Origin of the sequence: Idiomarina sp. H2 (assembly GCF_004364275.1) — a bacterium.
In the GTDB taxonomy this organism is placed as follows: Bacteria; Pseudomonadota; Gammaproteobacteria; order Enterobacterales; family Alteromonadaceae; genus Idiomarina; species Idiomarina loihiensis.
Genome location: NZ_SNZY01000003.1, coordinates 191426 through 205897 on the forward strand (window position 1 = coordinate 191426; position 14472 = coordinate 205897).

A 14472-nucleotide genomic window follows, 5' to 3' on the forward strand; every position below is an offset into this window, starting at 1 on the left:
CAATTAATCAATTTTGCGAGTACGGACTTCGTCCTCTACACGAGTAATGAAGTCTTCTAACGGGAATTTGCCCAAGTCTTCACCACCACGTGTACGTACCGCAACCTCACCAGCTTCGACTTCTTTATCGCCGACAACCAGTAAATATGGAACACGTTTTAATGTGTGTTCACGGATTTTAAAGCCTATCTTCTCATTTCTCAAGTCGGCTGATGCACGAATTCCCTTTTCGTTCAGGGTTTTGACAACTTTTCGTACATAATCGCTTTGATTATCCGTGATATTCATTAATACAACTTGCGTTGGCGACAACCACAATGGGAAGTGCCCTGCGTACTCTTCAATGAGAATACCCATGAAACGTTCAAGTGATCCCAAAATAGCGCGGTGAATCATAACTGGCGTGTGTCGCTCGTTATCTTCGCCTACGTATGTGGCACCTAAACGCCCTGGCAACGCAAAATCGAGCTGTATTGTACCACATTGCCACGCTCTGCCCAGACAATCGAACAAAGTAAATTCTATTTTCGGGCCATAAAAGGCACCTTCACCCGGTAAATAAGAAAAATCGATGTCATTATTTTTCAAAGCCTGAGCTAGTGCAGTCTCCGAGCGGTCCCATGTGGCATCGTCGCCTAAGCGTTTTTCAGGGCGGGTTGAAAGCTTCACATCGATGTTCTCGAAACCAAAGGTTTTGTAGGTTTCGTACACCATTCTGATGCAACCCGCGACTTCTTCCTGAATCTGCGGTTCCGTACAGAAAATGTGCGCATCATCTTGTGTGAAACCACGAACACGCATCAGACCATGCAACGCACCTGAAGGTTCATTACGGTGACAACTGCCAAACTCTGCCATACGTAACGGCAAGTCGCGGTACGACTTTAAGCCCTGATTAAAGATTTGAACGTGTCCCGGGCAGTTCATCGGCTTAACGGCATACTCGCGGTTTTCCGATGACGTAGTAAACATCAGTTCTGAGAATTTCTCCCAGTGCCCCGACTTTTCCCACAATACCCGATCCATCATCATCGGACCTTTGACTTCCTGGTATTCGTACTCGCGCATTTTTTCGCGAATGTAAGTTTCTAACTCACGGAAAATGGTCCAGCCATTGTGATGCCAAAACACCATACCCGGCGCTTCTTCCTGCCAATGGAATAAATCCTGAGCTTTAGCAATTTTACGGTGATCGCGTTTTTCCGCTTCTTCTAAACGCTGCAAATAGGCTTTTAACTGTTTTTTATCTGCCCAGGCCGTACCGTATATACGCTGCAACATTTTGTTGTCAGAATCACCACGCCAGTAGGCACCGGCCATTTTCATAATTTTAAAATGCTGGCAAAACTTCATATTGGGTACATGCGGGCCACGACACATGTCGATGTATTCTTCGTGGTGATAGAGCCCTGGCGTTGCATCGGTCGGGATGTCTTCGTCCAGAATTTCTATTTTATAAGGTTCATGGCGCTCTACGAAAGTTTCACGGGCTTCTTTCCAGCTGGCTTTTTTCTTTATAACGGCATATTCCGTTTTAGCCAGCTCTTTCATCCGCTTTTCAATCTTCTCCAGATCTTCCTGAGTAAAGGTGTGATCAACGTCAATATCGTAGTAAAAACCGTTATCGATGACCGGGCCTATTGCCATTTTTGCGTCTGGCCACATCTGTTTAACAGCATGCCCCATTAAATGAGCACAAGAGTGACGAATAATATGCACGCCGTCGTCATCTTTTGGTGTCACAATTTCAATGCGGGCATCATGTTCAATGAGTTCACAGGCATCAACCAGCTCACCGTCAATACGGCCCGCAACTGTTGCTTTCGCAAGGCCAGCACCGATATCGGCGGCAACTTCCATAATGCTTACAGGTTTATCGAATTCGCGTTGACTTCCGTCAGGGAGAGTAATTACAGGCATGAAACTTCCTTTCCAACCAGTGGTGACACCTACCAAGTGCCACGTGCTCTATTTTGGTTTTATCTGCTTGATAGAAAAAACCTACGAAATTTTTGCGTTCGGTACCATCGAACGCGAGACGCTACTATAATCGACCGCTTACATTTGAGCAACCGCCGAGCCTGTTTTGACATCAGACATTACCGGAGAATTAATCGGACAACTTGCCGCTTTATTAGCCGCTGGTTTCTGGGCTGTCGCTACCGTACTGTATCACCGTGCCGGTAGCCACTTCTCGCCTTTACAAATGAACTTAGTTAAAGGCGTTGTTGCGACTCCCCTGCTTTTGATCATGAGTTTGTTGCTGGGTAACTCGTTAGAGCTAAGCTCAGGCCTGTGGTTACTCGCCCTAAGCGGCATTATAGGTATTACCATTGGCGACAGTTGTCATTTTGCCGCGCTGCGGCGTTTAGGCCCCTGGCACGCTATGTTGCTGGAGTATCTCGCACCACCACTGGCTGCATTCATGGCCTGGGTATTTTTAAGTGACGGTTTATCCACCATTGAAATTACCGGTGCGGTCATAACCTTAAGCGGTGTTCTGTGGGTCGTTACTGAAAAAGCCCCAGACAAACAGCCTGCGCTTTCATTATCAGGTATATTCTTCGGCTGCGGCGCCGCACTCTGTCAGGCTACCGGTTTAGTCATGGCTTTTGCGGTGCTAAAGCAATCCAGCGTAAACGCTATTGATGCGGCATTTGTGCGTCTTGCCGCCGGCTCCTTTTTACTCGCCATAATTGTCGGACTTTCGAAACGAGGCGCGTACAACGCAATCATAAAACAAGTTCGCTCTATTAACCCTTTGCCGCTACTCGGCGCCATTGTATTCGGTACGTTCCTGGCTATTTGGTTACAGCAAATATCTATCGCCAATATCAACCCGGGCCTAACCCAGACTTTACTCTCCACCGCTCCACTCTTTTTAATACCGATATCTTTACTGAAAAAACAACGAATTACCCCACGTTCTATAACCGGAGCGTCAATCTCATTGGGCGGAATCAGTATTTTATTTCTATAGTTACAAGCAAAACTTGATAGGAACGAGTGAATTATGAACGAAGAAAATTTACAAAGTGTGCCGGTGAAATGCCCGCATTGTGGGCACAATACCTTTTTAGATATTGATGCCTCGGAAGGCAATCAGGATTATCAGGAAGAATGTGCTGCCTGCGGTGACCTCATTCATGTTCAGTTACAAGTTGATGAAGTTAACCAGCAGGCGCGAGTGAAGGTCGACGGGAACGATGAGCAGTTTTACTGACGTTTAGCCAGCACACGCTCAACTGTTTCAACAATAGTGATGGTTTGCTGATCAAGTTCGATATTCAGACTGTCACCCACCTGCGTTGATTCCAAATTGGTCAGGCGCAAAGTTTCCGGAATTAAATGCAGACTAAAGCAATTAGCTTCAACCTGACCTACCGTCAAACTGGCACCGTTAACCGCAATAAACCCTTTGGCAAACAAGTATGGGGTGTATTGCTCTGGTAGTTCTATCCACATAGCAAGGTTATTCTCAGAGGTATCAATTTTAGTCACTTTGCCCTGGCAGTGAATATGACCTGAAACCGCATGTCCGCCAATTTCATCGCCCACTTTTAGTGACCGCTCCAAATTAACTTTGTCCCCCTCACCTAACAGCCCCAAATTTGTTAGCCGCAGGGTTTCATCAATGACGTCAAAGTGCACCTCAGTATCGCTGAATTCGACCACGGTTAAACAGCAACCATTTATGGCAATACTTGCACCAATAGCCAGGTTTTGTAGAAATTGGGGTTCAGTTTTAATAACCAGGTGTCGAAATGTCTTGTGATCAGAAACTACTTGGTCGGAGACTGAAAATATCGTAGCTTGGGTTTGAACAATACCTGTAAACATCGATAAGAACCTTGTTGCAAGGAATAATACAATGAAGCGAAGTGTACTGATTTTCCGTTCTTTTGGCTATGCGTTCGTCGCCTTTGGGTTATCGGCCTGCTCAGATGACCAGGGTCTAACGGAATACGCAGATGAACTGCATAACCGCGTCCAGAGTACACTTGAGCTCCCCAATAACTCAATAGAAGCCCCTAGACCTCAACTCCAGTATCCGGCCAAGCGCGCACTAAGCCGAAATATTGAACGGACAAGCATGGGCTTACTGGAAAGCCTTCGGCTTAATCATTGTCAATTAGGCCAGCTAATAGCTGAAAACAACAGTTCACTGGGAAAGCTAAAAGATGGGTTTAGCCGCTATCATGCGGACCTGAGGATGATTCAGGCACTGAAGAAATGCATTGAGCATCCTGAATCAGCCAATGTTAAAGACAAATTGAAAGAAGCATTAGTGCATAAGGAATCTCAACTGCAGAACAGCCTGGCAAATGCTTTCTCCCGTGACGACGGGTTGAGAAAAGCTCTGTCTGTAGGCAATAACTCTTTACCCAAAATACATGTAACAGAGTACAACTACGCTGTGAATGCGCTGGAGCGATTTACCCGCATTTTAGAGCGTTGGAACTACACAAAAGAAGCAGATGCCCCCGATGAGCTAATAGAGATGCTCGGTCGTTTAGAGCGCAGTGACTACCTTCCTGACTTGTTCCGTACTATGCTAGATTACTCTTATAAACTGGAGAAAATGACCGAGCTGCTGCCTGAAGTTCCTAAGTCAGTTTATTGTCAAAATGGAAAAGTGCCAGATGACGCATTAGCGCTAAAAGAAGCTTTTAACGCCATTTACCTCAAAGAAATGCAAAGTGACATAGCAGAATTGATTGAACAGCATCAGCGCTTACTCATGACTCTGGAGAACCTCGCAGGTATAGCCCCTCAACCGGAGCTAAAAGCTTACATTGCAGAACTCGGTACACTCAGTAAAAAGCTAACCGATGCATCAGTGCATTTTGTACGCCCATGGCAAAAATTCTATAGTGCCTGTGACTTTACACCAGGGCTGGATTAGCGGTTCGCTTAAAGATGCCAGTGTTTAGTTAGGCCAGGGTGTGGCGTACCCTGCTCTTTTTGATGAATTTCATTGATAACGTACCGTAAGCCAATAAAGACCCAAAGCCAGAACGCGGCATGTAGAGCCCCCGCCATAACAACAATGACGGAAGAGCGCATCAAAATATCGACATGTAATATATTAAAAGCAAGCTGTGCAATAATGCCGGCGATGGTCGCCAGAAAAAGAAGCCCTGCAACGGCACGTATTACTCGTAAAAAAGCAAACATTTAACCACCTCTTTTTCGTCAGTAAAAACTGAGTATAGTGAACATTCTAGCAAAAGCCTTCTAAAGAAAATAAGCATAGTCATTCAAAGCTGAATAGAATTTCGACAAACAAATGCATTTAGTAAAAAATCGCTTGCACCTGTGAGCGCAAATCACTAATATACCGCCCGTCGTTAACGACATTCCCCATAAAGTGCGTCCGTAGCTCAGTTGGTTAGAGCGCTGCCTTGACATGGCAGAGGTCGGTAGTTCGAGTCTACTCGGACGCACCATTCTAAGTGACCGGTTTACCCCATAGAAAAATACCTTTACTCGGTTAATTGAAGTATCCCTCAAGCTTTATTCATTTACTTTGACTTTAATGGAAACACAACGGTTAAAGCCTGAACGGGTTCTGTCTGTGGTTTTCTTAATGAAAATGAAGCATTGTTTGTATCGAAGTTTAACTAGCGCGGGCTTTAAGAAGGTAAGGGAAGTCTTTAGGGTAAATTGCCGCCCGTCTAAAACGACAGGCGGCAGGCTTAACTGGCTTGCTTAGAAGTGCCAAGCAGCGCCAATGAAATAGCTATCATCTGTATCGCTGTCAAAACCATCTACATAAGCTGCACTTAAGCTGAATGAGCTGTTAATGTACCAACGAGCAGACAATTCAAATTGTTGGTAATCATCTTCATAGATGTCGAGGTGACGAACTAAACCGCCAAATTCAACCGCTTCGTTTAAACGATAAACAGCACCAGCTTGCACTGCATAACCATAATCATCATCAATACCAGAAGCATCCGCATAAGCCAGGTTAGCATCGACAAAACCCGCAAGCTGCTCAGTAAAGTCATGCTTATAACCAACACCAACTAAAGCTTGGTCAGATGAAAGACCGTGGTCACTAGTGTGGATGTAATCGCCCGTCAAGTAAATAGACTCGTCAAGCATTACACGACCATTAAGACCGAAAGCATCGCCATCAAAATCACTAGCGTCAATGTAGCGTGCTTCTACGCGGTCAAAGTCAGAACCTTGATCAGCGGCTAAAGTTGCACCACTGAATAACGCGGCGCCGATAAGTGTAGCTAATACTGCTTTTTTCATTCTTAATACTCCGTTATGTCGTGCGTGTCCCGCACTTACTACTTCCAAGCTGCCAGGCAGCACTGCTTCATTCAGCGAAGCAATGTATGTAATAATAACGAAATAAACTTATATTTTTTGTTGTTTTTTAGTTGATTATCATATGATTATCGACATTTTTTACGACAAAAAGCAAAGAGATATGCAGGCAGATATGCCTGCATACTCTTAAATGAAAGGCTACTTAATAACGATAGGATTAATTGGAGAACCGGAGCCTCGCTCCATCTTTAAAGGCGCAGCAGTAAACATAAAGGTATATTGACCATCTTCACGGCTATCTGCCGCTAAATCGTCCAGCCAGTATAGCTCGCTCAACACCACACCTAAGTCCCGAATAAGCGCACCATGTAGCGGGATCACATAATCTTTACCTTCAATCTTTTGCGGTACAAGTTCAACTGCCAGATTATCAGCCGCAATCACGGGTATCTCCATGTTATCAATCCATTTAATCAGGTCTTTGCTATAACACAAGCCGGGCTCTGTTGTTGCGCTCCACTCAGCATCTGGTTCCTCTTGATAAAAACGTCCTACAGATCCTGTTCTGATTAACAAAATATCGCGTTTTTCAACAGTTACATCCTGCGCTTTTGCGGTGTCCTTGAGGTCTTGTAAAGTAATACATGAACCCGGTGCCAACCGTCCTATGTCACCACCTTTCAAATGCCCGACATCCAGCAGTACGCCGCGGCCAACAATACCGTGTTCAGCTAAGACACCAACATCAACATGATCATGCCCATGCACTGTGCTATCAGCCGATACCCCGCCATATACTTTATCGCCATACCATGCGTGGCCTAGAGCATCCATGTGTGTCGTGCCCTGCAAGTACATGAAAACGGCATCGTCTGAGTACTTAACACCACCGGCCAGTTCATCCAGCTTATTTACGCTGTACATACTCTCGTCCTGCGTCATGAAGTGCATTGCCGGAACGCGTCCCGGGAATACTGGCCCTACTCCATGGGTAATCGGCAGTTGAAGCGTAAAAGTTTCCCCTGAACGAACGGCTTTTATACCACGTAAGGCCTGTTTTTCATCAAGGTAGTTAAGGGCGCCAAGTTGATCGGCATCGCCCCATTTCCCCCAGTTTTTGGGCATATCTTTTTGAAGGTTTTCAATATCGCTGGTCTGAGCCAACGAAACTCCGGAGGCACTCATAAGTGCGGTAGCTAAAGCCATTGATAGTACTGATTTTATTGTTTTCATTGTTCTTCCTTTTTTGTTGTTCTAACGCTTATATTAATAACTAAGTTTGATGTACTTAGTTTCTAAATATTCTTCAATTCCATGGCGCCCGCCCTCACGGCCAATCCCCGACGACTTAACGCCACCAAAAGGCACTGCCGCGTCAGATATAACGCCGCTATTAACACCAATCATTCCAACTTCAAGAGCTCTCGAAAGACGTTTTATTTGCCCTAAATTCTGGCTGTAAAAGTAGGCAGCTAATCCGGTTTGTTGCTGTCTGAGTTCTTCTAATAAAGCTGTCTCATTGTCGTATTGAACAATAGGTGCAACGGGCCCGAAGATTTCTTCATTCACACAATGCATAGAGCTATCAGCGTTGAGTAACACGGTCGGGTAATACCAGCGCTCTGAGTTTACCCACCGCTCTCCGCCACAGGCGATTACGGCGCCTTTTTTTACTGCATCTGCGACTATCTGCTCTACTTTTTCGAGTGCATTTTCGTTAATCAATGGACCAATATCGACGGACTCATTTTTGCCGTTACCCAACATGAGTTGATTTACCCGGGCGATAAATTTCGCAGTAAACTCATCGTAAACTTTGGCATGAACGTAAAAGGCATTAGCACATACGCAGGTTTGCCCCGCATTACGAAATTTTGATTGGATAGCTCCTTGCACTGCACGCTCGACATCTGCGGTTTCACAAACAATAAAAGGCGCATTTCCACCGAGTTCAAGTGAGAGTCGTTTAACCGTTGAAGCTGATGAAGCCATAAGTAAACGCCCGACTCGAGTTGAACCGGTAAAACTTAACTTTCTGACTACGGCGCTTTCACTGAATATTTTACCAATAGCCTCCCCGTCGCCGGTTACAATGCTTAAAACGCCTTCGGGAATCCCCGCCTGTATCGCTAACTCAGCAATTGCAATTGCTGTCAGCGGGGTTTCAAGAGCGGGTTTCACCAACATTGTGCAACCAGCCGCCAGTGCAGGTGCAACTTTGCGCGTGATCATCGCCGCAGGAAAATTCCAGGGTGTTATCGCAGCACAAACACCTACCGGCTCGGTAATAACCATCATTGATTCATCGGTTGACGAGTACGGCAGAATGCTCCCCTGGTCTTGCAGGCCTGGCTGCGCATACCATTGAATGTAACTTGCTGCGTAACGTATCTCGCCTCGTGACTCAGATAATGGTTTACCCTGCTCACTGGTCAAAATGCCAGCAAGCTCCTCTTCCTTTTCAAGCATGAGTTGATACCAGCGAAAAAGCTTCTCGCATCGCTCTCTGAGAGGAACGTCTCTCCACTTGTAAAAAGCGGCTTCCGCAGACTCTATAGAGCGGCTAATTTGCTTCGGTGTTAAATCGGGTACGTGACCTATCACATTCCCAGTTGCAGGATCATCAACAGCTATTGACCTGTTTGTTGACGGGCCAACCGGGCTGTTTTTCATTAACTCCACATTATCGGGCTGTAAAACTTGTTCATTATTCATCGTTCGGTAAGTCCCTTTTTTGTTCTATGCGCCAGCGTTTTTGTTTTTTAACTAAGGTCGACTGATCAACGCCCAGAGCGCTGGCTGCCGCCCGCGTGGTACCGTGCATCAATAACGCCTCTTCAATTACTCTCTTCTCAAGCATCTCTACCTGTTCTTTTAGCGAGCACCCGTCACGCCCTAACGGCCTGTCAGTTGCTATTTCTATAGGTAACTGAGCCGTTGTGATCAGCGACTGTTCAGAAGTCACCATTAATCGTTCTGTCAGATTAATCAGCTCGCGAATATTGCCCGGCCATTCATATTGTTTAAGACGAGCAATCACATCAGCATGCCAACGACAGTCCAACTCATAGTTTTCATTGAAATGGTTGAGATAATGTTCAAGCAGTACGGGAATTTCTTCGATCCTTTCTCGCAGGGGAGGCAGTTCAATTGGTACCACACTTAATCGGTATAACAAGTCTTCCCGAAAATGACTTTCGGCAACCAGTTTCTTTAAGTCATGATGTGTTGCTGAAATTAACCGAAAGTTCGTTTGCTTAAACGAAGTAGCACCGACCGGCAAAAACCGTTTTTCATCAATAACTTTAAGTAACTTGGCTTGAAGAGTTAGCGGCAAATCACCAATTTCATCAAGAAACAAAGTGCCATTATTAGCCGCCTCAAGTAACCCTGTCTTGCCTTTCTCGGAGGCTCCGGTGAACGCCCCGGAAGCATAACCAAATAACTCAGACTCAAGCAGAGACTCTGGCATCGCGGCACAATTTAATTCAATAAAAGGCCCGTTAGCGACATTGCTGTAACTATGAATAGTCCGTGCAAGCAGTGTTTTCCCGGTACCCGTTTCTCCCTGTAGCAATACTTTTGCAGAGGAGCTTGCCACTCGTTTTGCGAGATCATAGCAAGCTCTCATTTGCCGACTAATGACAAAAGGCTCTTTATGACCATCGGTTGAAACAGAAGCACCATATTGCTCACGTAAGCTCAGTAATTGTTCCAGCTTTTCCTGCGCTCTTTTGGCTTTTAGCAGCTCAGTGACATCCCGAACCGTGGTAACGATGTATTCAATACGCCCGTCGGAGTCGAACATCGGTGTACCAGAAACTAAAATTTGGTGCTCTTTACTTACGTCCTGCGTCAAAGTAACCGGTCTTCTTTCTTTCAAAACCTCCAAAGATACCGAGCGCGAAATATAACCACGCTTCACAACTTCGGACATATGTAACCCCCGAAGCTTTTCCTTCGGAATACCGGTAATACGCTCATAAGCCGTATTGACCGTTATCGTAATACCGTTACCATCGGTGACATAAACGCCGTCGCTCATCGCATCTAATACACGTTGTAACCTATCGCTACCGAACATCCGTCTGCTCCTTTTTAGGTGCGCGCAAACGCCAGCCATATAGCAAAAAACATAACAGCAGCCCTGCAGCGAAAGCCCAAGTTGCTCCTTTAACTACAAGAATTGCCCCGATAATTCCAGCTATGCCCAAGTCGCGTTCCGTTTTTGCTTCCTGAATGCCAATACGAACGCTGACGTAGCCTTGTATAAGCAAAGTCAGAGCTAAAGCAATTCCCAGAATCGGTTGAACTAAGCTAACCACCGGCAGAAGTAAAAGGCCGGTATTGGTTCCCCAGCGAAAAGAACCCGCGCCTCCAAAAATGGAGTCCATAGCTTTCCGCCCTTTTTTAAAGCGCTCAACAATTACCACATGCATTGCCGCCCATAACGGTCCGCACATCGCAACATCCGGGCCAATTATGCTCATACCAAAGTTGCGGGCACCAAAAATGAGATGCGCGCGATCGGCGTTGTAATCAATTTTTTCGTCCTGACGCATCTCATCTGCTTCCGCCAGAATAGCTTTGCTCTGTAACACATCGCCGAACAGCACAATATAAGCTGCCAGCACCGTTGGTATGGCAGTTAAAAACATACTAAGAGGCGGTAGCCCGACACCAAAAACGGTGTAATGCGCGAATAAGGTTGCGAAGTCAGGTGATGTTATGCCCCATTCGATATCTGGCCATGGAGCTTCTGAAGCCAGTGGTGCAATCACAATAGCCAAAGCGATAATGGGAAAAATGCCGAGCTTACCCAGTACACGAAGAACCCAGTGTTTATTCTGAACCGTCGCGAAATGACGTGAAAAAATAAGATAAAAAGCAATGCCGACCGCAATTGAGATAGTAAACGGATAGGATTCGAAACGGCCTCCCTCCTCAAATACTACCGCTACCGCAGCTAAGCCGGAGCCCATGATGATTCCAGCTTTTATAGCGCTGGGAATAATCTGCACTACTCGTTTTGCAACACCGGATGCTCCCAGCCCAATGGCAAAAAGACCCAGCATCATCTGAAACGCTATCAAAGCATGCACTCTCGCTTCGCCCTCTGCAAAGGTCGATACGTACATCATCAATAAAGGAATAGCGGGCGTTATCCATCCGGGAACTACCGGGTCACCCAATAAATGGTGTAACAGATAAAACGCTCCGTTAATCAGAACAACGGCTAATGCCGCTTCAAATGGCATTCCCAGTAATTCGGTCATTAATGATATTGCAGCCAAATCGACGGCGCACATTAATAACCCCTGCAGATAGTCTGGCCACTCAAAGCGATAATGCAGAAATGGCAATCTGACCTTGAATGGTCCCATAGGCCAGAAAGGTGCTTCCGCCCCGTCTTTTCGTTGTTTCCATAACGACATAATGAATCCTTTTAATAAGCGCCCTGATAAATTGCTTCGATATCATCGACGCTAAGTTCACGAGGGTTATTTCGCAGTAAACGAGTCACACCACTCGCCGCTTCAGCCAGTGAACGCAGATCACTATGTTCAATACCAAATTCTCTTAATCCACCAGGAATCTCGACAGCCCGGCAGAGGGATTCAAGTTTCTCGATAACGAAATCTCCTGCGTCGGCTTCGCTAATCGTTGCTTCAGCCCCCATCGCCAGTGCAATATTGAGAAAATCATTTGGGCAGGATGATAGATTCCAGCGCATGACGTGAGTGAACATCAGTGCATTACTAATTCCATGCGACAAGTGATAACGCCCGCCCAGAGGATAAGCCAAGGCATGTACTGCACCAACTCCTGCATTTCCGAATGCCAACCCAGCCATTAAGCTACCGGTAGCCATACGCTCTCTTGCGTCGAGATCATCAGGACGTCGATAAGCATCGGGCAAGGCGTTGACAATCATTTTTATGGCGCCTACTGATAACGCCCGGGTGATATCTGAAGCAAAATTAGAAATATAACTTTCTACGGCGTGCACCAATGCATCAATGCCACTTGCTGCCGTTACAGATGGCGGGCAACTCTGCGTCAATTCCGGTGCAACAATCGCCACATCCGGCAGCAGTTCATCGCTGACAATCCCCTTTTTCAGTTGTGCCTCTACGTCTGACAGGATGGATATATTAGTGACTTCGGAGCCTGTTCCTGCGGTGGTCGGTAAACAAACTAAAGGTACGGTTCGCCGCGCACAGTTGTTCTCACCAAACAGTTCGTTCAAAGCTCTCTTCTCACTTTGATATACCGCAACGGCTTTTGCGGTATCCATTGCACTGCCGCCACCAATTCCAATAATCCCATCACAGCTTTCATTAATGAAAACGTCACGGCACGATTCAACGACATGGGTTTCTGGCTCCGCTGATATCTCAGAGTAAATAACAATACCCGTAATGCCCTGACTTTTAAGTTCGGCAACAATAGGTTGGATTAGCCCGGCATCAAGTACGCCTTTATCCGTTACAATTAAGGGATGCCTCAAGTTAAGCCTGCACATCTCGGAAAATAGCTGGTTACTTGCTCCTGAGCCGGTAAGCAATCGTCCCGCCGTTTTAAAAACCTGTACGCTATTAGCTGTCATAGATTTCCTTCATCTATACCTTCAAGTTATGTCAATAAACTGTAGCAAAACCCGTACCACTCACAACAAAATTATATAACCCTTTGTTTTTAAATCACTTTACGTAACTTCACCTGCTGAAATTAAAATATTTTGATGAATTAAATCATCAATATAGCCAGATTTGATGAGATATTTCATCAAATAGTTAAATGTAAATACATTAAAAAATCATAAAAAACATAGAGTTACTCGAAGCCCACCGTTTGGCACAAGCATTGCTACTCAAACCGCTGACATTAGTCACATAATAAAAAACCAGGGATTATAAAAATGAATAACAAATACACTATTTACCGGTCGCTAGGTATTGCAGGAATGTTAATCAGCGGAAGCTCAGCAGCGCAGACAACTCCGGACTGGGATTTCAACTTTAACGGCTACATCAATGCACATGCGGTATACGCAAGCTGTGACGACTCTGATAACACCGTCGCAGGAAACGCACTGCTATGTATTGGTGAAGACGCTACGTCAGTATCAAATGGATACAGCCCGTCCAGCTTTCAATTCTCAGCAACAACTCAGACACATGACTTCGATATAAAAGCATTTTTAGCAATTGAACCAGGATCTACTGATAACAGTGCCTTTAACGGCAACGGAGACAATCGGGCTTACCGAGCGTATTTTACAGTAGGAAATGACGATGTCGGAACGTTAAAAGTCGGACGCGGCTATGGAGTATTTGGCATTGATGTCGTTTTAGAGGATATGGCATTGAGCGGTGTCGGTGCGCCGGCCTCAATTCGCAGCCCATTAAATACCTCGTTGGGTGCCGCAGGCTATGGCTATATTTTTGCCGACCGACTTTCTCAAATTACATACAGTCGTGAACTAGGAGAAAACTTCCACGCTGATATCGGCATTTTTCAACCTTTAGATTCTGTCAGTTTCGGCGGTAATGGTTATGTTGGCGATTCAGGTTCTGAACGCCCTGGACTTCATGGACGGCTTCGCTATAACTACGATTACGGGTTTATTTCAACAACTTTCTATAATCAAAAGGTCAGTACCTCACTTGATGATTACAATGCAAAAGGAATCGATATCACTGCCGCCATTCAGCTTGATGACACTCGGTTATCACTCTCAGCTTTTGATGCGTCAGGCCTGGGCTATTATGGCTTATTAATTGATGCTGCTGACATCAACGGCAGTCCACGCGACAGCTCAGGCTGGTTTACACAGCTAACCCATCAATTTGGTGCAACCAAAGTTGGCCTGAATTATGGCACGTCAAAAGTGGACTTAGCTGGCGTAGACAGCTTAGAGCAAGTCAAACAACAAACAAAAGTCAGCGCTGCCGTTTATCACACCTTATGGGAAATTTTTACGGTTTCGGCTGAAGTGTCGGCGCTAGAAGCAGAAAACCACATGAACCAAAGCATTAAAAACGAAGCTTTCAGTATCGGCTTTGCGCTGTCATTTTAATCATTAGCATTATTTTCAATAGACAGTCACTGCTCGCGCTTTCAGAGCAATGACTGTCAAACTGGCAGTTTAGTAGCTAAGCACCATTTGAAAATCTCCTT

At 45.6% G+C, this 14472-nt stretch carries 13 protein-coding genes and 1 tRNA gene; 5 read left to right on the forward strand and 9 right to left on the reverse strand.

The features are described 5' to 3' along the window. Positions 1-3: 3 nt before the first annotated feature. Positions 4-1920, reverse strand: coding sequence for a threonine--tRNA ligase (gene thrS, locus DET62_RS05000; RefSeq protein WP_110013203.1), 1917 nt, complete (start codon positions 1918-1920; stop codon positions 4-6). Between the two features lie 166 nt (positions 1921-2086). Between thrS and DET62_RS05005 the strand changes: the two genes are divergently transcribed. Both DET62_RS05005 and DET62_RS05010 read left to right on the forward strand, forming a co-directional pair. Then, complete coding sequence (locus DET62_RS05005) at positions 2087-2980, forward strand: DMT family transporter (protein ID WP_110013204.1); 894 nt, start codon at positions 2087-2089, stop codon at positions 2978-2980. A 33-nt stretch (positions 2981-3013) separates the two neighbouring features. Continuing rightward, positions 3014-3223 carry a CPXCG motif-containing cysteine-rich protein gene (locus DET62_RS05010; RefSeq protein WP_011234647.1) on the forward strand — a complete coding sequence of 70 codons (210 nt, stop codon included), beginning with the start codon at positions 3014-3016 and terminating at the stop codon, positions 3221-3223. Here the strand turns inward: DET62_RS05010 and DET62_RS05015 are convergent. Then, a complete protein-coding gene (locus DET62_RS05015; protein ID WP_110013205.1) occupies positions 3217-3840 on the reverse strand; it encodes a riboflavin synthase subunit alpha in 624 nt (207 codons plus the stop codon). The two genes, DET62_RS05010 and DET62_RS05015, sit on opposite strands and share 7 nt — an antisense overlap. A gap of 31 nt (positions 3841-3871) precedes the next feature. Here DET62_RS05015 and DET62_RS05020 point away from each other — a divergent pair, with 31 nt between their 5' ends. Beyond that, positions 3872-4906 carry a DUF3080 domain-containing protein gene (locus DET62_RS05020; RefSeq protein ID WP_110013206.1) on the forward strand — a complete coding sequence of 345 codons (1035 nt, stop codon included), beginning with the start codon at positions 3872-3874 and terminating at the stop codon, positions 4904-4906. An 8-nt stretch (positions 4907-4914) separates the two neighbouring features. On the opposite strand, the gene DET62_RS05025 is transcribed toward DET62_RS05020, so the two are convergent. After that, positions 4915-5178 carry a hypothetical protein gene (locus tag DET62_RS05025; protein ID WP_110013207.1) on the reverse strand — a complete coding sequence of 88 codons (264 nt, stop codon included), beginning with the start codon at positions 5176-5178 and terminating at the stop codon, positions 4915-4917. Between the two features lie 195 nt (positions 5179-5373). Here DET62_RS05025 and DET62_RS05030 point away from each other — a divergent pair. Beyond that, positions 5374-5450 (forward strand) — tRNA-Val (locus tag DET62_RS05030). A 262-nt stretch (positions 5451-5712) separates the two neighbouring features. Here the strand turns inward: DET62_RS05030 and DET62_RS05035 are convergent. The 6 genes from DET62_RS05035 to DET62_RS05060 form a co-directional block, all read right to left on the reverse strand. After that, positions 5713-6267, reverse strand: a complete 555-nt coding sequence (locus DET62_RS05035; RefSeq protein WP_011234651.1) for a porin — start codon at positions 6265-6267, stop codon at positions 5713-5715. A gap of 219 nt (positions 6268-6486) precedes the next feature. Continuing rightward, positions 6487-7521 carry a cyclase family protein gene (locus DET62_RS05040; protein ID WP_110013208.1) on the reverse strand — a complete coding sequence of 345 codons (1035 nt, stop codon included), beginning with the start codon at positions 7519-7521 and terminating at the stop codon, positions 6487-6489. A 33-nt stretch (positions 7522-7554) separates the two neighbouring features. Continuing rightward, positions 7555-9003 carry an NAD-dependent succinate-semialdehyde dehydrogenase gene (locus DET62_RS05045; RefSeq protein ID WP_110013209.1) on the reverse strand — a complete coding sequence of 483 codons (1449 nt, stop codon included), beginning with the start codon at positions 9001-9003 and terminating at the stop codon, positions 7555-7557. Beyond that, entirely contained in the window at positions 8996-10372 is a 1377-nt protein-coding gene (locus DET62_RS05050; RefSeq protein WP_110013210.1) for a sigma 54-interacting transcriptional regulator, read from the reverse strand. Before DET62_RS05050 ends, DET62_RS05045 begins: the two co-directional genes overlap by 8 nt. Next, the gene (locus DET62_RS05055) at positions 10362-11723 is read right to left on the reverse strand and encodes a hypothetical protein (RefSeq protein ID WP_110013211.1); all 1362 of its coding nucleotides are present in this window, start codon (positions 11721-11723) and stop codon (positions 10362-10364) included. The genes DET62_RS05050 and DET62_RS05055 overlap by 11 nt, the downstream gene beginning before the upstream one ends. A gap of 11 nt (positions 11724-11734) precedes the next feature. Next, entirely contained in the window at positions 11735-12898 is a 1164-nt protein-coding gene (locus DET62_RS05060) for an iron-containing alcohol dehydrogenase (RefSeq protein ID WP_110013212.1), read from the reverse strand. A 312-nt stretch (positions 12899-13210) separates the two neighbouring features. On the opposite strand from DET62_RS05060, the gene DET62_RS05065 reads away from it, so the two are divergent. Then, the gene (locus tag DET62_RS05065; RefSeq protein ID WP_110013213.1) at positions 13211-14371 is read left to right on the forward strand and encodes a porin; all 1161 of its coding nucleotides are present in this window, start codon (positions 13211-13213) and stop codon (positions 14369-14371) included. The last annotated feature ends 101 nt before the right edge of the window (positions 14372-14472 follow it).

Excerpts from the sequence above, each read along its gene's own strand:
- thrS (WP_110013203.1), bottom strand. The coding sequence starts at position 1,920 with ATGCCTGTAATTACTCTCCCTGACGGAAGTCAACGCGAATTCGATAAA.
- DET62_RS05010 (WP_011234647.1), top strand. The coding sequence starts at position 3,014 with ATGAACGAAGAAAATTTACAAAGTGTGCCGGTGAAATGCCCGCATTGT.
- DET62_RS05015 (WP_110013205.1), bottom strand. The coding sequence starts at position 3,840 with ATGTTTACAGGTATTGTTCAAACCCAAGCTACGATATTTTCAGTCTCC.
- DET62_RS05020 (WP_110013206.1), top strand. The coding sequence starts at position 3,872 with ATGAAGCGAAGTGTACTGATTTTCCGTTCTTTTGGCTATGCGTTCGTC.
- DET62_RS05025 (WP_110013207.1), bottom strand. The coding sequence starts at position 5,178 with ATGTTTGCTTTTTTACGAGTAATACGTGCCGTTGCAGGGCTTCTTTTT.
- DET62_RS05035 (WP_011234651.1), bottom strand. The coding sequence starts at position 6,267 with ATGAAAAAAGCAGTATTAGCTACACTTATCGGCGCCGCGTTATTCAGT.
- DET62_RS05040 (WP_110013208.1), bottom strand. The coding sequence starts at position 7,521 with ATGAAAACAATAAAATCAGTACTATCAATGGCTTTAGCTACCGCACTT.
- DET62_RS05045 (WP_110013209.1), bottom strand. The coding sequence starts at position 9,003 with ATGAATAATGAACAAGTTTTACAGCCCGATAATGTGGAGTTAATGAAA.
- DET62_RS05050 (WP_110013210.1), bottom strand. The coding sequence starts at position 10,372 with ATGTTCGGTAGCGATAGGTTACAACGTGTATTAGATGCGATGAGCGAC.
- DET62_RS05055 (WP_110013211.1), bottom strand. The coding sequence starts at position 11,723 with ATGTCGTTATGGAAACAACGAAAAGACGGGGCGGAAGCACCTTTCTGG.
- DET62_RS05060 (WP_110013212.1), bottom strand. The coding sequence starts at position 12,898 with ATGACAGCTAATAGCGTACAGGTTTTTAAAACGGCGGGACGATTGCTT.
- DET62_RS05065 (WP_110013213.1), top strand. The coding sequence starts at position 13,211 with ATGAATAACAAATACACTATTTACCGGTCGCTAGGTATTGCAGGAATG.